The sequence below is a fragment of the Vibrio sp. genome (genome assembly GCF_048266485.1).
Classification (GTDB): Bacteria; Pseudomonadota; Gammaproteobacteria; order Enterobacterales; family Vibrionaceae; genus Vibrio.
Genome location: NZ_JBLWZK010000015.1, coordinates 26,071 through 49,323, shown reverse-complemented (window position 1 = coordinate 49,323; position 23,253 = coordinate 26,071). Strand labels below are relative to the sequence as shown.

General features: G+C 40.5%; 21 protein-coding genes and 1 other RNA gene. 12 read left to right on the top strand and 10 right to left on the bottom strand.

Annotated elements, in window-relative coordinates; all coding sequences use genetic code 11:
• Positions 1–39: 39 nt before the first annotated feature.
• The 3 genes from ACN0T8_RS14195 to metK all read right to left on the bottom strand — a co-directional run bounded on the left by ACN0T8_RS14195 (position 40) and on the right by metK (position 2,793).
• The gene (locus tag ACN0T8_RS14195; RefSeq protein ID WP_417881279.1) at positions 40–915 is read right to left on the bottom strand and encodes a sensor domain-containing diguanylate cyclase; all 876 of its coding nucleotides are present in this window, start codon (positions 913–915) and stop codon (positions 40–42) included.
• A 71-nt stretch (positions 916–986) separates the two neighbouring features.
• A complete protein-coding gene (locus ACN0T8_RS14190; RefSeq protein ID WP_417881298.1) occupies positions 987–1,481 on the bottom strand; it encodes a SprT family zinc-dependent metalloprotease in 495 nt (164 codons plus the stop codon).
• A 160-nt stretch (positions 1,482–1,641) separates the two neighbouring features.
• Positions 1,642–2,793: a methionine adenosyltransferase gene (metK, locus tag ACN0T8_RS14185; RefSeq protein ID WP_417881278.1), complete on the bottom strand. Its 1,152-nt coding sequence runs from the start codon at positions 2,791–2,793 to the stop codon at positions 1,642–1,644.
• A gap of 500 nt (positions 2,794–3,293) precedes the next feature.
• Between metK and tkt the strand changes: the two genes are divergently transcribed.
• The 6 genes from tkt to ACN0T8_RS14155 all read left to right on the top strand — a co-directional run bounded on the left by tkt (position 3,294) and on the right by ACN0T8_RS14155 (position 11,241).
• Positions 3,294–5,288 (top strand): transketolase, encoded by a 1,995-nt coding sequence (tkt, locus tag ACN0T8_RS14180; RefSeq protein WP_417881277.1) that lies wholly within the window; start codon positions 3,294–3,296, stop codon positions 5,286–5,288.
• A gap of 121 nt (positions 5,289–5,409) precedes the next feature.
• Positions 5,410–6,453: an erythrose-4-phosphate dehydrogenase gene (epd, locus tag ACN0T8_RS14175; protein WP_417881276.1), complete on the top strand. Its 1,044-nt coding sequence runs from the start codon at positions 5,410–5,412 to the stop codon at positions 6,451–6,453.
• Positions 6,454–6,684: 231 nt separating this feature from the next.
• Complete coding sequence (locus ACN0T8_RS14170) at positions 6,685–7,848, top strand: phosphoglycerate kinase (protein ID WP_417881275.1); 1,164 nt, start codon at positions 6,685–6,687, stop codon at positions 7,846–7,848.
• A 193-nt stretch (positions 7,849–8,041) separates the two neighbouring features.
• On the top strand, positions 8,042–9,118 hold the full coding sequence (fbaA, locus tag ACN0T8_RS14165) for a class II fructose-bisphosphate aldolase (RefSeq protein ID WP_417881274.1): 1,077 nt from the start codon (positions 8,042–8,044) through the stop codon (positions 9,116–9,118).
• 250 nt (positions 9,119–9,368) lie between these two features.
• The gene (mscS, locus tag ACN0T8_RS14160; RefSeq protein ID WP_417881273.1) at positions 9,369–10,241 is read left to right on the top strand and encodes a small-conductance mechanosensitive channel MscS; all 873 of its coding nucleotides are present in this window, start codon (positions 9,369–9,371) and stop codon (positions 10,239–10,241) included.
• Positions 10,242–10,524: 283 nt separating this feature from the next.
• Positions 10,525–11,241: an oxidative stress defense protein gene (locus ACN0T8_RS14155; protein WP_417881272.1), complete on the top strand. Its 717-nt coding sequence runs from the start codon at positions 10,525–10,527 to the stop codon at positions 11,239–11,241.
• An 83-nt stretch (positions 11,242–11,324) separates the two neighbouring features.
• Here ACN0T8_RS14155 and serA read toward each other — a convergent pair whose 3' ends face one another.
• From serA to zapA, 5 genes are all read right to left on the bottom strand, one after another.
• Positions 11,325–12,554 carry a phosphoglycerate dehydrogenase gene (serA, locus tag ACN0T8_RS14150; RefSeq protein WP_417881271.1) on the bottom strand — a complete coding sequence of 410 codons (1,230 nt, stop codon included), beginning with the start codon at positions 12,552–12,554 and terminating at the stop codon, positions 11,325–11,327.
• Between the two features lie 210 nt (positions 12,555–12,764).
• Complete coding sequence (gene rpiA, locus ACN0T8_RS14145) at positions 12,765–13,421, bottom strand: ribose-5-phosphate isomerase RpiA (RefSeq protein ID WP_417881270.1); 657 nt, start codon at positions 13,419–13,421, stop codon at positions 12,765–12,767.
• Positions 13,422–13,496: 75 nt separating this feature from the next.
• Entirely contained in the window at positions 13,497–14,120 is a 624-nt protein-coding gene (locus tag ACN0T8_RS14140) for a 5-formyltetrahydrofolate cyclo-ligase (RefSeq protein WP_417881269.1), read from the bottom strand.
• Positions 14,121–14,126: 6 nt separating this feature from the next.
• Positions 14,127–14,312, bottom strand: a non-coding RNA gene (gene ssrS, locus ACN0T8_RS14135) — 6S RNA.
• 43 nt (positions 14,313–14,355) lie between these two features.
• Positions 14,356–14,631, bottom strand: a complete 276-nt coding sequence (gene zapA / locus ACN0T8_RS14130) for a cell division protein ZapA (RefSeq protein WP_417881268.1) — start codon at positions 14,629–14,631, stop codon at positions 14,356–14,358.
• Between the two features lie 286 nt (positions 14,632–14,917).
• Between zapA and ACN0T8_RS14125 the strand changes: the two genes are divergently transcribed.
• Genes ACN0T8_RS14125 through ACN0T8_RS14115 form a run of 3 tightly spaced genes read left to right on the top strand, consistent with a single transcriptional unit; the run spans position 14,918 to position 17,909 of the window.
• Complete coding sequence (locus ACN0T8_RS14125; RefSeq protein ID WP_417881267.1) at positions 14,918–15,487, top strand: YecA family protein; 570 nt, start codon at positions 14,918–14,920, stop codon at positions 15,485–15,487.
• 9 nt (positions 15,488–15,496) lie between these two features.
• Positions 15,497–16,687: a 2-octaprenyl-6-methoxyphenyl hydroxylase gene (ubiH, locus tag ACN0T8_RS14120; protein ID WP_417881266.1), complete on the top strand. Its 1,191-nt coding sequence runs from the start codon at positions 15,497–15,499 to the stop codon at positions 16,685–16,687.
• Position 16,688: 1 nt separating this feature from the next.
• A complete protein-coding gene (locus ACN0T8_RS14115; RefSeq protein WP_417881265.1) occupies positions 16,689–17,909 on the top strand; it encodes an FAD-dependent 2-octaprenylphenol hydroxylase in 1,221 nt (406 codons plus the stop codon).
• Between the two features lie 790 nt (positions 17,910–18,699).
• On the opposite strand, the gene ygfZ is transcribed toward ACN0T8_RS14115, so the two are convergent.
• The gene (gene ygfZ / locus ACN0T8_RS14110; RefSeq protein WP_417881264.1) at positions 18,700–19,680 is read right to left on the bottom strand and encodes a tRNA-modifying protein YgfZ; all 981 of its coding nucleotides are present in this window, start codon (positions 19,678–19,680) and stop codon (positions 18,700–18,702) included.
• Between the two features lie 154 nt (positions 19,681–19,834).
• Between ygfZ and ACN0T8_RS14105 the strand changes: the two genes are divergently transcribed.
• Entirely contained in the window at positions 19,835–20,095 is a 261-nt protein-coding gene (locus ACN0T8_RS14105; protein WP_027697662.1) for a succinate dehydrogenase assembly factor 2, read from the top strand.
• A complete protein-coding gene (locus tag ACN0T8_RS14100) occupies positions 20,067–20,498 on the top strand; it encodes a hypothetical protein (protein ID WP_417881263.1) in 432 nt (143 codons plus the stop codon). Before ACN0T8_RS14105 ends, ACN0T8_RS14100 begins: the two co-directional genes overlap by 29 nt.
• A 51-nt stretch (positions 20,499–20,549) precedes the next feature.
• Here the strand turns inward: ACN0T8_RS14100 and nadB are convergent, their stop codons facing one another.
• Positions 20,550–22,181: an L-aspartate oxidase gene (gene nadB, locus ACN0T8_RS14095; RefSeq protein WP_417881262.1), complete on the bottom strand. Its 1,632-nt coding sequence runs from the start codon at positions 22,179–22,181 to the stop codon at positions 20,550–20,552.
• A 481-nt stretch (positions 22,182–22,662) separates the two neighbouring features.
• On the opposite strand from nadB, the gene rpoE reads away from it, so the two are divergent.
• Complete coding sequence (gene rpoE / locus ACN0T8_RS14090) at positions 22,663–23,241, top strand: RNA polymerase sigma factor RpoE (RefSeq protein WP_417881261.1); 579 nt, start codon at positions 22,663–22,665, stop codon at positions 23,239–23,241.
• Positions 23,242–23,253: the final 12 nt, after the last annotated feature.

Genomic DNA, 23,253 nt, shown 5'->3' with positions numbered 1-23,253 from the left:
TCACACTCTATGTTTTACGATATGTATGAATAAATGAGCTTAATCGTTGATGATAACTTGATTACGACCTTGATGCTTTGCGGTATACAGCGCTTTGTCGGCACGGATATAACTCGAATCTACTTTTTCACCTTGTTGAATTTTGGTTAATCCAACCGATAAGGTACAGTTAATTTTCAATTTATCATCGGTATTGTCGTGCTCAATTATAAAGTGATGATTTTCTATAGAAGTACGTAAAGACTCTAACCGAGAGATAACATGTTGAGCTGAATTTGAGCGTATGAGTATTATGAACTCTTCTCCACCTAATCTGGCTAAATAGTCATTTTCTCCAATAAATCCACGGAGTAACTCGGCCAGTTGTTGCAATGTTTTATCGCCAACAAAGTGACCATATTGATCGTTAATTTTTTTAAAGTAATCAATATCCACAATCGCTAAAAAGAACTCATTGGCGAGGTTTTCTCGATGAAATTTTGCTAGTTTATTGAGGATATAACGTCGATTATATAGCTGAGTTAAAGGGTCTTGTTCGGAGAGTTTTTTCAGGTGACGTTCTTTATTGATGGTATCGGTAACAATACTGATAAAGGTACAAACCGCTTGTTGTCCGTGCCAATTTATTAACTTATCAGTAATTTCAACCATTACAGGATTGCCCTGTAAATCAGTATGAGCGATTACTCGAGGTTCAGTTTGCTGTTCTGTGAGGGCTTTTTGGTAACGAATCTGAGCTTCTTCTCTTTCTTCGGGGTTAATCAGCACCATTAATGATTCAATTTCCAATATTTGATCTGCGCTTTTTAATCCACTAAAGCGAGCAAAGGCATCGTTGGCGTAGAGTGGTTTGAAGTCAATATGAATTACGCATGGATTAGGGTGAATCTCGAGTATGTGTTTATATTCATTCATAGCGTTAGTTATCGTTACTTCAAAGGAGTTGTGATTATTGATGGACTAATCATAAAGCAATACAAGTTATTTTATAGGTCATTGTTCACTCTTTCTTTATTTAAAGGCTCTAATTGAGTGCCACATAAAGAACAATGATAAAGAGTTTGTTGTCGTTTCACTTTATTATGTCGGCGAATCGATAATTGGTGGATTTGGCATTGACATTGATAAGCAAAGGTTTCCCCTTGTACTGAACTAATATCGAAGGCATGGTAAGTTTCAGGAGAACATTGGAAAATATTGGTCATTATATAGCGCCACTCTTTGCCATGAGGCTTTACACGACCAAATTGATTGTAGGTGATAAGGTGAGCCAATTCATGAGGAATCACTTGTTCTATGAATGCTTGCTGGTTTTCGATAAGTAATGTTGGATTTAAGCGAATTTGCCATTGTTGTAGGTAGGCTTTTCCCGCTATTTTTCCTCGAACCTTGAATGTCAGATCTGGTGTGGGAAAAGTATATTTAAAGGCCTGTTCTGCTTTTTTTAGATGAACTTGAAGGCTGTGCTCTAGTTGATGAATTAAATCTTGAGGAACGACAATGGCTGACACAATAATTCTCTACTAACATTCAGAACCGATAGTGTAGGCTGAATGTTAATAGAGAAAGGTAGGAGTTACAATTAATGTTTATAGCTAATCGTTTTAATATTGACGACTGATAGCTTGCCGTAACGATTAATTATAAACCGGCAAATCCACGTAGTGCTTCTGCTTTGTCGGTTGCTTCCCAAGGGAATTCTTCACGACCAAAGTGACCATAAGCAGCTGTTTTCTTATAGATAGGTTGAAGTAAGTTCAACATTTCTTGTAGGCCATATGGACGTAAGTCGAAGTGCTGACGTACGGCTTCAATGATGATGTCTGACGGTACTTTTTCCGTACCAAAAGTTTCTACCATGATTGAAGTCGGCTCTGCAATACCGATAGCGTAAGAAAGTTGAATTTCACAACGATCCGCAAGGCCAGCTGCTACGATATTTTTGGCTACATAACGGGCTGCATAAGCCGCTGAACGGTCAACTTTCGATGGATCTTTACCAGAGAATGCACCACCACCGTGACGAGCTGCGCCACCGTATGTATCAACGATGATTTTACGGCCAGTAAGGCCACAGTCACCCATTGGACCACCGATAACAAAACGACCGGTTGGGTTAATAAAGAATTTAGTTTCTTTGTTTAACCACTCAGAAGGCAATACTGGTTTGATGATTTCTTCCATTACCGCTTCGCGTAGATCCGGTGTTGAGATAGAATCACAGTGTTGGGTTGAAAGTACTACTGCATCAATACCAACAATCTTTCCTTGATCGTATTGGAAAGTAACTTGAGATTTGGCATCAGGACGCAAGAAATCAAGTTTGCCGCTTTTACGTACTTCAGCTTGCTTTTGAACTAGTAGGTGAGAGTAAGTAATTGGTGCCGGCATCAATACGTTAGTCTCGTTACATGCATAACCAAACATAATACCTTGGTCGCCAGCACCTTGATCTTTAGGGTCTGCCTTATCAACACCTTGATTAATGTCAGGTGATTGCTTACCAATGGTGTTTAATACTGCGCAAGAGTCGGCATCAAAGCCCATGTCAGAGTGTATGTAACCAATTTCATGAACAGTTTCGCGAGTAATTTCTTCAATATCAACCCAAGCGGAAGTGGTAACTTCACCACCTACCATTACCATACCGGTTTTTACGTAAGTTTCACACGCCACACGTGCTTTAGGATCTTGCTCTAGGATTGCATCCAATACCGCATCAGAAATTTGATCAGCAATTTTGTCTGGATGGCCTTCAGATACAGATTCTGAAGTAAATAAATGCTTAGCCATGTGTGAGTGCTCCACTTTGAATCATGCCAATTCATCGCTTGATGAATGCAGTTAAGTTAGAAAAGACGCGTCCTTATATAGCTAATGCTATGAATCGCGCCTTTTAAAAACAATAAATTTTGTAGGTGTTTCTACATCTAGACGTCTATTCTAGTTTTGATTGGTCGAATTACAAGCCTTTTTTATCTTTTTGCTATTCCGTTGTCTCGAAAGTAGGATGGTAAAGGAGATGAAGGTGTTTATTAATTCGCCTTTTTATTTATTGATGTATTCGATTGCGTTCCCATAATTTCTAGTGCTGAGGGGAAATTATGTGACAATGCTAAAAAAGCAAAAAAAATAACCCCAAAAGAGAAAATATCAGGTGGTTAACGTTTGCAGTCATGCAGTCGCTTTGCGACAATACCACGCAGAATTTAAAGCAAGTTGATGTAGTCGGCGAGCTTTCCCAACCTTAATAAATCGCTTATGCACTTTTAATGCACAAATCAGGAGCAGACATGACGTCTCGTAAAGATCTAGCAAATGCAATCCGCGCACTTAGCATGGACGGTGTTCAACAGGCTAATTCAGGCCACCCAGGCGCCCCAATGGGCATGGCCGATATCGCTGAAGTTCTTTGGCGTGGTCATTTGAATCACAACCCACAAAACCCTGAGTGGTTTGATCGCGATCGTTTCGTGCTTTCAAATGGCCACGGTTCGATGCTGATTTACTCTTTGCTTCACCTTTCTGGTTATGACCTTCCACTTTCAGAACTGAAAAATTTCCGCCAACTGCATTCAAAAACACCAGGTCACCCTGAGTATGGTTATGCACCAGGTATTGAAACCACTACTGGTCCACTAGGCCAAGGTATCACTAATGCTGTTGGTATGGCATTAGCTGAAAAGTCATTAGCGGCTCAGTTTAACCGTGAAGGCCACGATATCGTTGATCACTACACTTATACCTTCTTAGGTGATGGCTGTTTGATGGAAGGTATTTCACACGAAGCGGCTTCTTTAGCGGGTGTGTTGGGCCTAGGTAAATTGGTTGCATTCTGGGATGACAACGGTATTTCTATCGATGGTCACGTAGAAGGTTGGTTTGCCGATGATACGCCTAAGCGCTTTGAGTCTTACGGTTGGCATGTCATTCCTGCGGTCGATGGTCATGATTCTGATGCCATTGAAGCGGCGATTCAAGCGGCTAAAGCGGATCCTCGTCCAACGCTTATCTGTACTAAAACGGTTATTGGTTTTGGTTCTCCAAACAAAGCGGGCACACACGATTGTCACGGCGCTCCACTCGGTGCTGACGAAATTACAGCGACTAAAGCTCAACTAGGTTGGGAACACGGTCCATTTGAAATTCCTTCAGACATTTATGCTGAATGGGATGCCAAAGAAGCAGGCGCAGCAAAAGAAGCCGCTTGGAATGAAAAACTGGCCGCTTATGAAGCCGCTTACCCTGAGCTTGCAGCAGAATTCAAACGTCGTATGGCGGGTGACCTTCCTAAAGAATGGGAAGAAAAAGCAAATGCAATTATTGCTGACTTGCAAGCGAACCCAGCAAATATCGCCTCTCGTAAAGCATCTCAAAATGCACTAGAAGCGTTTGGTCAAATCCTTCCTGAGTTCATGGGCGGTTCTGCTGACCTTGCGCCTTCAAACCTAACCATGTGGTCTGGTTCTAAGTCTTTAACGGCTGATGATGCTTCAGGTAATTATGTACACTACGGTGTGCGTGAGTTCGGTATGACGGCAATCATTAATGGTATCGCACTACACGGTGGTTTCATTCCTTACGGCGCAACCTTCCTAATGTTTATGGAATACGCTCGTAACGCGATGCGTATGGCTGCATTGATGAAAGTTCAAAACATTCAAGTTTACACGCATGATTCAATTGGTCTAGGTGAAGATGGTCCAACTCACCAACCGGTTGAGCAAATGGCATCACTTCGTATGACTCCAAACATGAGCACATGGCGTCCATGTGACCAAGTTGAATCAGCAGTGGCTTGGAAACTTGCGATTGAGCGTAAAGATGCACCTTCGGCACTGATTTTCTCTCGTCAAAACCTAGCACAACAAGAGCGTAACGCTGAGCAAGTTGCAAACATTGCTAAAGGTGCTTACATTCTTAAAGATTGCGAAGTCAAGCCAGAGTTGATTTTGATTGCTACAGGTTCTGAAGTTGAACTAGCGGTTGAAGCAGCTGCGCAACTTTCTGCTGAAGGCAAGCAAGTACGTGTGGTTTCTATGCCATCGACTGATGCATTCGATAAGCAAGACGCAGCTTACCGTGAATCTGTACTACCATCTGACGTAACGGCTCGTATCGCTATTGAAGCGGGTATTGCGGATTACTGGTTCAAGTATGTTGGCCTAGATGGTCGTATCATCGGTATGACAACATTTGGTGAGTCTGCACCAGCAGGTGAGCTATTTAAAATGTTCGGCTTTACGGTTGAAAACGTAGTAGAAACTGCGAAAGAGTTAATTGCTTAATCCTTTTGAATTAAAGTAATTGCAAGATGAAAGCCGGGCATGATTGCTCGGCTTTTTTAATGCGAATTTAAAGGCGATGAGGTAATATACTGCTACTTTAGATTGATGCCACGGAATAATTATGCTTAGAATTGCTATTAATGGATTTGGTCGAATTGGACGTAGTGTATTGCGCGCTTTATATGAAAGTGGCAAAAATCAGTCGATTCAAGTAGTAGCAATTAATGATTTGGCCGAACCGGAAGGCATGGCACACCTACTACAATATGATTCGAGTCATGGTCGTTTTTTCAAAAAAGTGACCAATGATCAAGAACACCTTTTTATTCATCACAGCGATAAGGTCGAACTAGGGTTTGACTCGATTCGTATATTACATCTGTCTGATGCCAAGCTTCTGCCTTGGAAAGATTTAAATGTCGATATTGTTTTAGATTGTACGGGTAAGTTTGGCTCTCAAGCTGATGGTCAATTGCATATTCAAGCTGGGGCAAAACGAGTATTGTTTTCTCATCCCGGTGGTAATGATGTCGATAATACGATTATCTATGGTGTGAATCACGAAACACTGAGTACTAAGCATCATGTGGTATCGAATGGCTCTTGTACTACTAACTGTATTATTCCAGTGATCAAGGCGCTGGATGATAGCTTTGGTATTGAATCGGGTACAATTACCACCATTCACTCATCTATGAATGATCAACAAGTGATCGATGCTTATCATTCGGATTTACGCCGTTCTCGAGCTGCCAGCCAATCTATCATTCCCGTTGATACTAAACTTCATTTAGGCATAGCAAGAATTTACCCCAAATTTGCTGATAAGTTTGAAGCAATTTCAGTTCGAGTTCCTACAATTAATGTCACAGCGATGGATTTAAGTGTCACAGTTCACAAAAATGTCGATGTTAATGACGTAAATCAATCTATCGTGGAAGCATCTCGTTGTACATTGGACGGCATATTGGATTATACCGAAGCCCCTTTGGTTTCAATTGATTTCAATCATGATTCACACAGTGCGATAGTGGATGGTTCGCAAACTCGAGTCAGTAATTACCGCTTAGTAAAAATGCTAGTGTGGTGCGATAACGAATGGGGCTTTGCTAACCGAATGCTCGATACCACATTAACAATGGGGTCAATGCTCGATTCACAATAATATTGATTAAATTTACTGCTGTGATGAATAAATAGTCAATTTATTATTTTTTAAGCTTGAAATAATAAATGGTCACCCCCAGTATATTGGGTAATAAAGTGATTAGCCTTGTTCAGTTTACAGGGAAGCGATTTGGTCGCTAAGCTAGATAAGAAATTTGATCATTGGGCAATATGCCGGATGATAATAGTTTACATATTTTTAATTTCACTAACATTGAGAGGACAAATAATGTCTGTAATCAAGATGACTGACCTGGATCTTGCAGGTAAACGTGTATTCATTCGTGCTGACCTAAACGTGCCAGTAAAAGATGGTAAAGTAACTTCAGATGCTCGTATCTTAGCGTCTTTACCAACGATCAAAACTTGCCTAGAAGCTGGCGCAAAAGTAATGGTGACTTCTCACTTAGGTCGCCCAACTGAAGGTGAATACAACGAAGAGTTCTCTCTTGCTCCTGTCGTTAACTACTTAAACGACTCACTAGATTGTGATGTTAAGCTAGCAAAAGATTACTTAGATGGCCTTGAACTTAACGCTGGTGAATTGGTTGTTCTTGAAAACGTTCGCTTTAACAAAGGTGAGAAGAAAAATGAAGAAGAGCTGTCTAAAAAATATGCAGCACTTTGTGACGTATTCGTAATGGATGCATTTGGTACGGCTCACCGTGCTCAAGCGTCTACTCACGGTGTTGGTATGCATGCGCCAATCGCTTGTGCTGGTCCTTTACTTGCTGCTGAACTTGAAGCACTAGGTAAAGCAATGGATAACCCAGAGCGTCCACTTGTTGCTATTGTTGGTGGTTCTAAAGTTTCTACTAAGTTAACAGTACTTGAATCTTTATCTAAAATTGCAGACCAACTCGTTGTTGGTGGTGGTATTGCTAATACTTTCATTGCAGCTGAAGGCCACAATGTTGGTAAATCTCTATACGAAGCTGATCTAATAGATACTGCTAAAAAATTAATGAAAGATTGTGCGATTCCAGTTGCGACTGACGTTGCCTGTGCAAAAGCATTTGATGAAAATGCTGAAGCTGAAATCAAGCATGTTTCTGAAGTTCAAGATGATGACATGATTTTTGACCTTGGCCCAGATTCAACTAAAGCACTTGCTGACATAATCATGAATGCAAAAACAATTCTTTGGAATGGTCCAGTAGGCGTATTTGAATTCAAAAATTTCGAAGCAGGTACTGCGGGTATTTCTAAAGCCATTGCTGAATCAGCCGGTTTCTCTGTTGCAGGCGGCGGTGACACACTAGCGGCCATCGACAAGTTTGGCATTAAAGCTGATGTTTCTTACATCTCAACAGGTGGCGGTGCTTTCCTTGAGTTTGTAGAAGGTAAAGTATTACCTGCAGTTGCAATGCTTGAAGAGCGTGCAAAAGCTTAATGATTGAAAATAAGGCGGGAGAAAATGCTCGCCTTTTTTACGTTTGTAGATTTTTATCTGTTGCGTAGATCACACTATGTGAATTGAAGCGGTTTGTTGCTACAATGTTCCCGTTATCAAGCAAACGTTTATTTAATTAACGATTTCGTTCTTTGAGCGGGATTTTAAACGATAGAAAAATAGGACTAAACCCATGTCTAAGATCTTCGATTTTGTAAAACCTGGTGTTATCTCTGGTGATGACGTACAGAAAGTTTTTGAAGTAGCTAAAGAAAACAACTTTGCACTTCCAGCAGTTAACGTTGTTAACACTGACTCTGTAAACGCAGTACTAGAAGCAGCAGCAAAAGTAAAAGCTCCTGTAATCGTTCAGTTTTCTAACGGCGGCGCTGCTTTCTTTGCTGGTAAAGGCGTTAAGCTTGAAGGCCAAGGTGCACAAATCCTAGGTGCCGTTGCTGGTGCGAAATATGTACATGCTGTTGCTGAAACTTACGGTGTACCTGTGATCCTTCACACTGATCACGCTGCTAAGAAACTTCTTCCTTGGATCGACGGTCTATTAGACGCTGGTGAAAAGTACTTCGCTGAAACTGGTAAGCCTCTATTCTCTTCTCACATGCTAGATCTTTCTGAAGAACCTCTAGAAGAGAACGTTGAAACATGTGCTAAGTACCTAGAGCGCATGGCTAAAATGAATATGACTATCGAAATCGAACTAGGTTGTACTGGTGGTGAAGAGGATGGCGTTGATAACTCTGATATGGACGCATCTGAGCTTTACACTTCTCCAGAAGACGTTGCATATGCGTACGAAAAACTAAATGCTGTTAGTCCACGTTTCACTATCGCGGCTTCTTTCGGTAACGTACACGGTGTTTACAAGCCTGGTAACGTTGTTCTTACTCCAACTATCCTACGTGATTCTCAAGCGCACGTTTCTGAGAAGTTTGGCCTACCAGCTAACTCTTTAAACTTCGTTTTCCACGGTGGTTCTGGTTCTTCTGAAGCAGAAATCCAAGAATCAATCGGTTATGGTGTTATCAAAATGAACATTGATACTGATACTCAGTGGGCATGTTGGGATGGTGTTCGTCAATACGAAGCGGACAACCACGATTACCTACAAGGCCAAATCGGTAACCCAACAGGTGAAGAAGCGCCAAACAAAAAATACTATGATCCTCGTGTATGGTTACGAGCTGGTCAATCGTCTATGGTTACACGCCTTGAAAAAGCGTTCGCTGACCTTAACGCTATCGACGTATTATAATTCGTCTCTAAGTGTTTGATAAAAAACCTCGCATAAAATGCGAGGTTTTTTTATCTATGGCCTTAGGACCAATAAAAAGCATTACCTCATTGAATTCTGCATTTTGAAGTCACTTAGGTATAGTTATTAACAAATTATTTTCATTCGTAGATAAACTCTTATATATTTATAGAATTACTATCAGTTATCGATTACTGTTTTAGTAAGTCCCCTTTTGGTTATAACCTTTTATATTTATAAGGAAATCATTATGTCTTCAGAAGATGTAGTAAAAGAGCAAGTAGAACAAGCGACAAATATCGTTCCTGAAGCTGGTAAATGGTTAGAGGGTCATTCTGAACTTCTTATCCAATATGGTGTAAACATCATTTCCGCTATTCTTATTCTTTTTATCGGTAACATCATCGTTAAAATGATCAGTAACAGCGTATCTAAAGTTCTTGAAAAGAAAGACCTGGACCAAGCAGTTGTTCATTTCGTTGGTTCGTTAGTTCGTTATGTTCTATTCGTTATTGTTCTTATTGCTGCGCTAGGTAAAATTGGCGTACAAACAGCTTCTGTTGTAGCGGTTATAGGTGCGGCTGGTTTAGCGGTAGGTTTAGCTTTACAGGGCTCTCTTGCAAACTTTGCGGCAGGTGTATTGATTGTGGCATTCCGCCCATTTAAAGCAGGTGACTACGTTGAAATTGGTGGCGTTGCAGGGAGTGTTGAGTCTATCCAGATTTTTCAAACCGTATTAACTACTCCTGATAACAAAATGATTGTTGTTCCAAACGGCAGCGTTATTGGTGGTGCAATTGTAAACTACTCTCGTCATGCAACACGTCGTATTGATTATGTCATTAGTGTTTCTTATAAAGCGGATCTTAAGAAAACCAAAGAAGTTATTACAAAGGTATTAGAACAAGAGTCACGTTTATTGCAAACACCAGCACCCACTGTAGGTGTGGTTGCGTTAGCGGATTCATCAGTAAACTTCGTGGTACGTCCATGGGTTAAAACTGCAGAGTACTGGGATGTATATTTTGATTTACTACAAGCGATTAAAGAAGAGCTTGATGCAGAAGGTATCGAAATTCCATTCCCACAAATGAATGTACATTTAAACAAGCTAGAAGATTAATTTCAGCTTAGTGTAAATTATTGAAAAAAAGGCGCTTAGTGCGCCTTTTTTATTGGTAGAGTATTGTTCTACTAATCCTACTAATTATATGATCATTTTGCGTGCTAAAATCTCTGATAACTTCGTTATACTTTTCGTTTATAAGGTGTTGGTGGTAGAGCAACGATTTATCGAAAATTTATGCCTTGTTTTTAAAGTTTTTTTCTACGCAATTTCTGATCAACCAATTAATTTGGTTGGTATGAATTGAGTATATAACTAATTTCACATTTTAGAGGTTGTTATGAAAAGAGTAAGTACACGATTTCTTTCATTTATTACGCTTTGTTTGTCATGGCTGGTGGTGACGCCTGCTGCGATGGCTAATGATATTAATGTGCCAACGCTGTCGACAACTGGTTATGGGGAAGTGATAGCAAAGCCTGATATGGCTGAGTTTTCCGTTTCGATTCAATCGGATAGAAGCCAAGCAAAACAAGCTAAAGCAGCAGTAGATAAAGTGGTTGAAACCTTTATCTCTTCTTTAACAAAATCGGGTATAGCACGTAAATTGATAATGAGTGGCCATTTACGGTTGTCGCCTCAATATAACTACCCGAAAGATGGTAAACCTGTGCTCAATGGCTATCGAGCGGTACGCGACATTACTGTAACGGTAGAACAATTAGATAAATTAAATACTTATCTCGATCTGGCGCTACAAAGTGGGGTGAATAAAGTTAACAACATTAACCTTAAAGTGAAAGATGAAACTCAATATAAGCAACAAGCTCGCCAAGCAGCAATTGCAGATGCTAAGCAAAAAGCTCAACAGTTAGCCAAGGGATTTGATAGTGAGTTAAATGGTGTATGGTCGATTTTGTATCGTAGTAACTCGGTTCGTCCGGCTATGATGGCAAAAGCGGTGGCAATGGAATCTCGCTCTACAGATCAAGGTTATCAAGATGAGGAGATGATAATCAGCGATCAAGTGGATGTGGTTTTTAAATTGAAAAAATAATTGCTTTATAAAACTATAGATGAAAAAACAGCGACCATTATGTCGCTGTTTTTGTTTATATAAAAAACTTTACGTTATTTAAATTAATGTAAAATACGAGCGCGAATGGTGCCTTCTACCGCTTTCATTTTCTCTAATGCTTCTTCTGATCGTTCCGCTTCAATATCGATTACTACATAACCCATCTCAGCGTTAGTTTGTAGATACTGCGCGGCGATGTTAATTTTGGCTTCTGCAAAAATGGTGTTAATTTGAGTCAGAATACCTGGACGGTTTTCGTGAATATGAAGTAGACGAGATGTGCCAATATGTTCTGGTAATGATACTTCTGGGAAGTTGACACAAGACAGCGTAGAGCCATTATCAGAATATTTAACTAGCTTTCCAGCGACTTCAATACCAATGTTTTCTTGAGCTTCTTGAGTTGAGCCACCAATGTGAGGAGTTAAAATCACATTATCAAATTTCATCAATGGTGATTCAAATGGGTCATTATTGGTTTTGGGCTCTACTGGGAACACGTCAATTGCCGCACCACTTAGGTGGCCAGATTCTAAAGCATCAGATAATGCAGGAATATCGACGACAGTTCCGCGAGCAGCGTTAATAAAGATCGCACCAGGTTTCATTTGTGCAAACTCATCCGCTCCCATCATTTCTTTCGTACTCATAGTTTCTGGTACATGTAGAGAAATAATGTCTGATTTATTGAGCAATTCACTCATGGTTGAGACTTGAGTGGCATTACCAAGCGATAATTTGCTTTCAATATCGTAGTAATAAACATGCATACCCAAGTTTTCAGCAAGAATGCTCAATTGAGTACCGATGTGCCCATAACCGATAATACCAAGACGTTTTCCACGTGCTTCATAAGAAGCATCAGCACTTTTCTTCCAGATACCACGGTGGGCTAGTGCATTCTTTTCTGGAATACCACGAAGTAGCAGTAAAATCTGGCCTAGAACGAGTTCTGCAACACTACGAGTATTAGAGAATGGTGCATTAAATACAGGAATACCACGAGCTGCTGCGGCATTAAGGTTGACCTGATTGGTACCAATACAAAAACAACCTACAGCGACAAGTTTTTCTGCTGCATCAAATACTTCTTGTGTTAGTTGGGTACGAGAGCGCAGACCAATGAAGTGAACATCTTTTACCGCCTCAAGAAGCTCTTTTTCTGAAAGTGAGCCTTTGTGGTACTCAATGTTGGTGTAGCCAGCAGATTGTAGAACTTCTACAGATGATGGGTGAAGGCCTTCAAGAAGGAGAATTTTAATTTTATCTTTACCGAGAGAAACTTTAGTCATGTAACGTCGTCCTTAATAGATAATAATGATTCTGCGCATGCAATGGCATCACCACGTTTGGTGGTGAACTGGACATTCCTTGTGCGACTATTTAATTAAAATATCAAAAAAATGTGAGCTTGGGTAAGATTTTTAATGAATAAAGTATAAAAAAACGGCACTTTTAAGCACCGTTTTCTTATTGACTTTCAAAAAGAGAAAAATAGTTGATTATTCTTCGATTTTTGCACCTTCAGGTGTACCAGTAATCACCACATCTGCGCCACGGTGAGCAAATAAGCCAACTGTTACCACCCCTGCAATGCTATTAATTTTATCTTCTAATGCTTTTGGATCGATAATCGATAGGTTATGAACATCTAAGATGATATTACCATTATCCGTTACGATGCCTTGGCGGTATTCAGGTGTACCACCGAGTTTCACTAGTTCACGAGCCACATAAGAGCGAGCCATTGGAATCACTTCAACTGGTAGTGGGAATTTGCCTAATACATCTACTGCTTTAGTACCATCAACAATACACACAAAAGTTTTCGACATTGCTGCGACAATTTTTTCACGGGTTAACGCTGCACCACCACCTTTGATCATATCTTTTTGTGCGTTGATTTCATCAGCACCATCGATATAAACGTCTAGACCATCCACTTCATTCGAATCGAATACGTGAATACCGAGTTCTTTTAGCCTTTCAGTTGAAGCAACAGAACTGGATACTGCCCCTTCAATTTCGTTTTTCATGGTCGCAAGCGCGTCAATAAAGTGATTAACAGTTGAACCGGTTCCCACGCCCACAATGGTATCTGGTTTTACGTATTTTAAAGCAGCCCAACCAGCGGCTTTTTTCATTTCATCTTGTGTCATGAGAACTCCTAAATAGATAAGTAATCGATTGCTTTTGAGTGTGTAGTTATCGATATTCCGTTTTAATTGGCGTGATTATAGCGACTTCTCTGTCTTTTCCCAATGCCAGATGTTATTTGGGGTCACAAATATTGGTAATGGGATATCCCAATGCTCTGCGGGAACTTGTTCTACTTGTTGGCAATCATGAGCTAAGCCGATCGGAAGAGGGCCGATTCCAGTATTAAACCATTGCTCTAGAGTGCGATCGTAATATCCTCCGCCCATTCCTAGGCGTTGTCCTGTATGGTCAAAGGCCACTAGTGGAGTAAAGATAATATCGATGTCTTTGATGAGGCAGATCTGAGTTTGATCGAGTTTAGGCTCGGTAATTCCATATTTATTATAAGTGATAGGGCTGTCAGCATGATAATTAAGGAAAAGTAAGTGGCCCTTAGAAAACGGGTGTAAAACAGGTAGAACGACTTTTTTACCTTGTTGCCATAACCACTCAATCACTGGCTTAGTATCTATTTCGCCATCAGAAGAAAGATAGATGGCGATATTGTTGGCATCATGGATAACGGGAAGTTGTTTTATTTGTTCCAGAAGTGCGATGCCAGCTGCAATTTGCTCATCAGAGGTTAAGTTAGTGCGTCGCTGACGAATCAGTTGTCGTAATTGTGAGCGGGAAAGTTCAGATTGAATTGGATATTTCATAGTAAGGAATACCCCAAAGTGCCGTTGAGAATTGATGGACCTATGAACCAGCGAGTTCAAGGCGGATCCGCAATGAAAACCGTAGGCTTCTCGGTACGAGCCGAGCTTGCTCAATAGTTCTCAAATACCGATCCTGGGTTGTTGCTTATCGGCTCAGGGACTTAAATCCTCTGACAAACACTCCAGGGTAAATTTGGCTACGTTATTGAATGTAGAGTTTACGGATTCAATCGCGTTAGTTTTTGGCTAGCGCTTTGTCTAATGCTTTCGACAATTGCTCGATACGCTGTGCCATTTGCTGACTATCACTAAGTTCATTTTTTAATTCTTGAACTTCATAACAAGCATTTAAAGCTGCGATAATCAGTAGCTGTTCAATGTTGTGTACTTTAGTACGTTCAGTCATTTGGTTCAAGCGTCGGTTTAATTCATTAGCAGCAGCATGCAAGGCCTCTTCTTGTCCAGGTGGACAATTGACGCGAGTGAGTTTTCCTAATATTTCGACTTCCACTGGGGCGCACTCTTAATAGCTGATGAAAAAGTACAATCTCAAGATTAAAACCCTTGGTTAAGATTGTTCGACTGAGGGAGAAACTATAGGCTAAATTGCCTTACATGTTCAAGCATTTCAGACGCGTGGGCTTTTATTTTGCTGAATGTTGACCGATTCGCTTACAAAGTGAGTCATTTACTGAATTTTATTGATGTTGATGGCAGTTATTTGGGGATTAACATTTTCGGGCTTGGCTTTGAATTGATATACTCAAATAAAATTGACCAACCAAGTGAGACGATTCATGAGTAATATTCGCCTACCTGATTACAATCAAGCCTTAACAGAGCTGACTTCTGCTTCGTTATCGGTAACGCCGGCAGAACTACAGGGCTTAATTGCTGGAATGTTAAGTGGTGGTATTCCAACGGATAATGACAACTGGAAGACTATCTTGTTTGATTACACCAATGACGGAATGGGCTGGCCAATGAGTGCGGCGACATTAGCTGAAACGATTTACGCATTGTTGATGAAAGAGTTAAGTGGCACGAGCATGGAATTAACCATGTTGTTACCAAGTGATGATGAATTGCTTAATTATGCCGATACAGTTTCTGAATGGGTTAACCACTTTATTTCTGGTTTAGGTCTTGCCGGTTCAAGCTTAGCGAAATTATCAGCCGAAACCAAAGAAGCACTCACCGATCTAGAAGAGATTTCTAAGCTAGGAATTGATGAAGAGGATGATTTTTCTGAACAGGCGATTTTGTTAGAACAAGTGATTGAGCATGTCAAAGTATGTGTACTGACTATTCATGCCGATCTAGCAGTAAAACCTGTGGTTTCAACTGAGTCTAAAATCTTACATTAAGGTCACTTTATGAAGTGTTATGATATTGCAATTATTGGCGCTGGAATGGTTGGTGCAACATTAGCATTAGCAGCCGACCGTTTGTGTCATGGGCGATTGAGCATTGCTGTGATTGAAGCGCATCAAATGAATCAGCAGCAAGCACATCCAGGGTTTGATTCTCGCGCGATTGCATTATCTTATGGCACGGTAAGTATTTTACAACGGTTGAAATTATGGCATCACTTTGAAGGTTTAGTCACCGCGATTACCGATATTGAAGTTTCCGATCGTGGACATCTTGGTCTTGCGGATATTACCGCAGAGAAAGAGAACGTAGATGCTTTAGGTTATGTGGTTGAGCTTGAGAATGTTGGTCGTATTTATCAGCAAGCATTGAGTGATTGTTCTGCAATTGACTATTTTTGTCCTGCGAAAGTTTCGAAAATCGAACGTACGCTTGAGAAAGTCACTGTCTCATTAAATGATGGGCAAATATTCGAGACTCGCTTGCTAGTGGCCGCCGATGGTGCACTATCAGAAAGCTGTCAACAACTTAATATTCCTTTACAAGAAATCGATTTTGAACAATTTGCTGTGATAGCGAATGTTTGTACAGAAAAACAGCCACAAGGTAGAGCATTTGAGCGCTTTACAGAAACTGGCCCGGTGGCTTTTTTACCTATGTCTCAAGGGCGAAGTTCAGTCGTATGGTGTATGCCAGAGACACGAGCACAACAGTTGATGCAGGCCGATGAAGCTACCTTAATGACTGCTTTACAACAAGATTTTGGTTGGCGTTTAGGTAAGATCACCAAAGTTGGCAAGCCAGCTTGTTATCCCTTGTTATTACGCTATCGTGACTCAGTAGTATCGCATCGTTTTGCCATTGTGGGGAATGCTGCGCAAACCTTACATCCAATTGCAGGTCAAGGCTTTAACTTGGGGATTCGTGATGTGATTAGCTTAGCAGAAGAGGTTTCGACTGCTTATCAATCGAATGGTGATATCGGTTGTTATTCTATGTTGTCTCGTTACCGACAGCGTCGTGAATGCGATCGTAACCAAACGATGTCATTAACAGCGAGCTTAGTACACTGCTTTTCAAACCATTGGCCGGCGATGCGTATCGGTCGTAACTTAGGGTTACTTGCTATCAATCATTTACCTTATATTAAGCAACCTATAGTCAAGCGTACTATGGGATTAGTGGAGCGATAACATGCAGAGTTTTGATATCACCATCGTTGGCGGTGGCATGGTAGGTCTAGCCTTAGCTGCTTCGTTTGCCGAAACTAATTTGCGTATCGCGGTTATCGAAGGGCAGGTGCCTGATGAATCATTGAATAATGCACCCGATACGCGAGTTTCCGCGTTGAGTCGCGCCAGTGAAAATTTCCTGAAAAATATTAAAGCTTGGGATGGCATCACTCATCGTCGAATTGCGCCTTATCATGCAATGGAAGTATGGGAAAAAGACAGCTTTGCTCGTTTAGAGTTTAAAGCCAATGATTTAGCTCAGTCTAACTTAGGACATATTGTTGAGAATCGAGTGATTCAATTAGCCTTGCTCGAGCGAGTCAAAAATCTATCGAATGTCTCATTATTTATGCCAAATCGTTGCGCGACTATGGCTATCGGTGAAAGAGAAGCTTGGTTAACCCTCGACAATGGTGATTCTATTTCAAGTAAGTTGGTTGTAGGGGCTGATGGAGCGAATTCTTGGGTTAGAAACCACCAAGATATTCCATTAACGCATTGGGATTATGGTCATAGTGCGATTGTTGCGAATATTCGAACCTCAGAACCTCACCAAGGCGTTGCAAGACAAATCTTTACTCCAAAAGGACCAATCGCTTTCTTGCCGTTATCTGATCCTCATTTATGTTCGTTAGTTTGGTCTACCCACCCCAACCGTGCAGATACTTTACTTTCTCGTTCAGAGACAACGTTTAATCAGGTTTTGACTAGTGAGTTTGATACTCGACTAGGTCTGTGTAGTGTTGAAGGTGAGCGCCATGCTTTTCCGTTAAAAATGCGTTATGCACGCAACTTTGTGGTTGAGAGAGTTGCGTTAGTGGGGGATGCGGCGCACACCATACATCCACTAGCAGGCCAAGGAGTGAACTTAGGTTTTCTTGATGCGGCGAGCTTAGCGGAAGAGGTGTTGGCATTATGGCAGCAAGGAGAAGATTTTGGTCTACAGCGTAATTTGAGATCCTATGAACGCTGGCGTAAAGCAGAGGCTGCAAAAATGATCGCGGCAATGCAAGGCTTTAAAGATTTATTTGAAGGAGAAAACCCGGCTAAGAAGTTAGTCCGTGGGCTTGGAATGCAATTTATTGGTCAGTTGCCAGGAATGAAAGAAGAAATGATGAAAAGAGCCCTAGGTATTACCGGAAAATTACCAAGCTTAGCTCAAGCAAAATCTCCTCAACTGTAAATAACTTCCGTTGGAGTTAAATACACGACAGATAAACGAAAAAAGGTTGGCGATCAAAGCCAGCCTTTTTAAATTTTATTCATTTTGCCTTGCCTATAGCTTGTTTTATTCTTGCTGAAACTTGCACCTTGAAGTTACTTGGGTATAAGCACAGCGCATGCAGTTAATTTCTTGCAATGGCTCTTGGTGCATATTTATTAAATTAATCGCATACTAACAATCTTTATAGTCATTAAGGTCATTGTATTTATTGTATGAATCCATATTGTTAAATTTATATTTTTATGTGAAAAAGCATATAGCCATTAATTTTTAATGTTGTTTTAACCTGAAATGACAGTGTTTGCATCTATTGAAAAGGATGGATATTGATACTTTATTGTTTTAATTGATGATTTAGGCAAAAAAATGCCCACGAAAAAATAGCGTGGGCGAATAGTCACAGATGCATTATACAAAGTGGATATGGCTGGAAGAACCAGCACAACACTTTACTAGTCAATTCACTTAATCAAAGGATGTTATGAATTAACCTGCAAATAAATCATACATTAAAAAAATCATGATCAATATTTATTCAAAATAAATGATTAAAAATTTCTTATTTTGTTTTTTCTTGTGTGAGTAAGATCGATATTTAATGAATGTGAATGCAATAAATTGCAAGGATAAGCGATCAAGCTCTGCTTGGAAGGTTGATGATTGAATAGTTGATATAATTGGCGAAGCAGGGATTAGAGAGCCAAATAGGTGGATGTGCACTCTAACTAATTAGAGTGCATAATCTCTATTAATCTTCAAGTGAGTAAGGGAGTTCGCTAAAGCTTAATTGGGCATTTGGGAATGCTTCTAAACGAAACACAGTATCGACTTCTAAATTATTTGGCAGTACAGCGAGTGCGATTAATTTACCATCACTGAATTGATAGTAATTATTGAGCTGACCTGCACCTCGCCAGTTTTCACCTACTTGACGTTCTAATTTAAGGTTGTTGCTTAACTCTGAATGGAGCTCACCTTGCAGGCAGAATAATGCACGCTTATTAATGCCGCGATATTTAGCTCGAGCGACGGTTTCCTGACCGGTATAACAACCTTTTTGGAACGAAATACCACCGAGTGCTTGTAAGTTCATTGCTTGTGGAATGTGTTCGAGCTGTTCATGTTGGTCAATTCGCGGTAGGGCATCCGTCACATCGGCATAATCCCATAAACGTTCATCGGATAAAATAAGATCGCTATTTTTTTCAATAACTTGCTCAGCACTTTGCTTTGGTAGCATTAATAGCCATCGGTTGGTACTGATCGGCACCGCAGTCCCACATTCTAGTGAGATGACTTGTAAGTTATCTTGATCAATAGATTGGCCAGATAGTTGTGCGATAAATGAAGTCGCTTGGTGACCAATAAGACCGAGAAAAATATCAGTGCTTTGTTCGATGACTACTTTAGAAAAAATGGCGTATTTTTTTATTTCCATTAACTCTTTTTCGATAGCAGAAGCACGTTGAAACATGGCATAACCATCATTGTGATGGAATAAACGGAAAGTGCTGAGCATTTTTCCTTTAGCATCACAATGAGCACCTAGCGTTGATTGGCTTACTTCAAGCGATACCACATCACTAGTAATTTGTCCCTGAAGATAGTTTTTTTTGTCATCACCAGTCATGGTGATCGCACTCCAAGAGGCAAGGTGACAAAGGACTAAATCGGGAAAGGCTTGTGTTGATGCGAGAGGATAAGCGGTAAAAGTATCATTCCAATTCATCATAACGTCCTAGTTTATAGTTCATAAAGTTGTTCACTATGGTACTGGCGTAATTGATATTTGTCAGCATTTGTTGTGATTGTGATTGCTGCACTAGTTGCTAGACAGGTGAGCTGATAAACTTGACTAATATGCATTATGAGATGGAACCGTTATGTACACACCAGAACAAAAAGCACGTATAAAGTGGGCTTGCCGCCGTGGCATGCTAGAACTTGATGTAGTTATCATGCCTTTTTTTGAAGAATGTTTTGATGATTTAACTGAAGATGATCAAAAGTCATTTGTTTCTTTGCTTGAATGCGATGATCCCGATCTGTTTACTTGGATTATGGGGCATGGTCGTAGTGAGCATTTAGGTCACGCGAAACTTGTGGATCGAATCGTTGCCCACAATCTTAGTAAAGTGCGCTAAGCGCCATAATACAACGGCTGCTTTTTATTATCGTCACACCTATATCGCTCAAATTGGGTTTGTTGTCTTAAACAGCCTATCTATTTGGGCGATATCTGTTTCTACTCTTCCGCTCACCGCTTCAATCTTATTGATAATTTTATCTTTTTCTCTCCTCAATCAGTTTACTGTTCGTTTTGGTCACGAAGCTACTCCACCTGAATTATTTCATCCTTTAATACGAATAGATCGGCAGTTATCGGAATTTGGTCTGCAATTGCTTTTAAAAAATGGACAAGTGTTGCGGTTAATGCGTTACCAATTTGAGAATGATGAATATAAGAAATTAAATGTGGTATTGGATGAAGGGGAAAGTAACCTTTCAATTTGTCTTTTATCTCTTAAGAATCAAGATAAAAAATAGGCCTCTATTCTTGAAAAAGAGAGGCCAGAGGCTTGTTATTTACTTTGCTAATTAAAACAAAGGATTACTGGTTCGAAAGGTTTCAGGCTCTAGAATAGTTGGGCCGCTATTTTCTAACTGATCCGGATAATCCAAAGTGTAGTGTAAACCACGGCTTTCTTTACGTGCCATCGCACAGCGAACCATTAATTCAGCCACTTGTAATAAGTTACGTAGTTCCAGTAAATTATTGGATACTCTAAAGTAGCTATAGTATTCATGGGTTTCTTGTTGCAATAACTGTATACGACGTAAAGCTCGCTCAAGGCGCTTATCGGTTCGTACTATGCCCATGTAATCCCACATAAATAAACGTAATTCATGCCAGTTATGCTGCAAGATCACTTCTTCATCCGAGTTGGTTACCTGACTTTCATCCCAATATGGAAGTGTTGGTGGCAGATTTACTTTATCAAGGTTTGTGATAATGTCTTTGGCAGCAGACCAAGCATAAACCACGCACTCTAATAATGAGTTTGATGCCAGACGGTTAGCGCCATGTAGACCGGTATAGGTCACTTCACCTACTGCATACAAGTTGGCTAAATCGGTTTGTCCTTGCTGATTAACCATCACACCTCCACAAGTGTAGTGGGCTGCAGGAACTATTGGAATTGGCTCTTTGGTCATATCAATGCCCAAATCGAGCAAACGCATATTGATAGTTGGGAAATGCTTTTCAATAAAGTCAGCAGGCTTATGGCTAATATCTAAGTACATGCAATCCGCACCAAGGCGTTTCATTTCATAGTCAATTGCACGAGCTACGATATCGCGTGGGGCGAGCTCACCTCTTTCATCAAAATCAGGCATAAAGCGACTGCCATCAGGGCGTTTTAAATAGGCACCTTCGCCACGCAATGCTTCAGTTAATAAGAAGTTGCGTGCTTCAGGGTGAAATAAGCAAGTAGGGTGGAATTGATTGAACTCTAAATTAGCAACACGACAACCTGAACGCCAAGCCATAGCAATGCCATCACCAGAAGAGACATCTGGGTTAGAAGTATATTGATAAACTTTTGAAGCGCCGCCGGTTGCTAATACTACAAATTTCGCTCTAACCGATTCCACGTGCTCTTGGTTTCGGTTCCAAATATAAGCGCCGACGACTTTTTTAGCGTCGCCGCCAATACGATCTTCGGTAATCAAATCTAAAGCGTTGTAGCGTTCTAAAAAATGGATGTTGGGGTGATTATTAACGTTATCTTGTAGATTGGTTTGCATTGCCATGCCGGTGGCATCTGCAGCATGTAGAATCCTACGATGACTATGGCCCCCCTCACGCGTTAAGTGGTGGCGAGGGTGCTCACTTTTATCACTTTCATCAAGATCAAATGGTACACCACCATCAATCAACCATTGCACACATTCTTTGGCGTTTTCGGTGATAAAGCTAACCGCATCTTTTTCACATATACCTGCACCAGCAATTAATGTGTCATTTATATGGGATTCGACACTATCTTCTTCATCGAATACCGCTGCGATACCACCCTGAGCATAATAGGTAGAGCCTTCATTTCGAGGACCTTTGCTTAATACAATTACCTTGCCATGAGGGGCAACTCTGAGTGCTAACGATAAACCAGCAGCACCACTACCAATGACTAGTACATCACATTGATGTTCACTATTTGTGTTCATAAGTTCGTTTCATTTCCTAAGCTAGTACCGAGAAATAGGGGTCGATACTTATTTGTATTCACTCAGCTGGCGCACAATGAGACTGCTCGCGCACTTGACGAAGCATTGAAATAAATCGTTATACTCAAGTGACTTTCTGGTGCTGAAACTCGCACCAGAAAGTCACTTGAGTATATAATATGCATAGATATCAAACTGAGTTTCAAGTGTTGTTTTACTTTTCCATGAAAAATATGAGAAAGTTCGATGACGATTACAGCACATTTTATGGTTAAAATGGAAAAAGTTGTTCTTTAATGAACTTTTCTCGACGCCACATGTCACATTAGTGGTCGGTGATACATCAATACTACAATATACCCTAGTGACTACCAAAGGCTGTTTACTTATAAGAACAGTAACCCAAAGGTCATTTAAGTATAATAAGAAATGCTTATGTCGTTGAGACAAAAAGTAAAACAAATAGGAGTAGGTGCTCGAAATGAGCGAGCAGTTGACTGATCAAGTTTTAATTGAGCGGGTTCAAAACGGAGACAAACAAGCATTCAACCTTTTGGTCACCAAGTATCAAAATAAAGTCTGTAGTTTGATTTCCCGCTATATTAAGAACCCCGGCGATGTGCCTGACGTGGCTCAAGAAGCCTTTATCAAAGCCTACCGAGCGCTACCCAATTTCCGTGGTGAAAGTGCTTTTTATACATGGCTTTATCGTATCGCGGTTAACACTGCGAAGAATCATATCGTCGCTCAATCACGCCGCCCTCCAGCCAGTGATGTCGATGCTGAAGATGCAGAATATTACGAATCTGGAAGTGCATTAAAAGAAATATCGAACCCTGAGAACTTAACGTTGTCAGAAGAGTTAAAGCGGGTAGTTTTTCATGCAATTGAAGCCTTACCTGAAGATTTAAAAACCGCAATGACTTTACGAGAACTGGATGGTTTGAGTTATGAGGAGATTGCAGAGGTGATGGATTGTCCTGTTGGTACGGTTCGTTCTCGGATTTTCCGAGCTCGCGACGCAGTGGAAAAGAAAATAAGACCACTGATTCAGCGATAACAATGACTAATA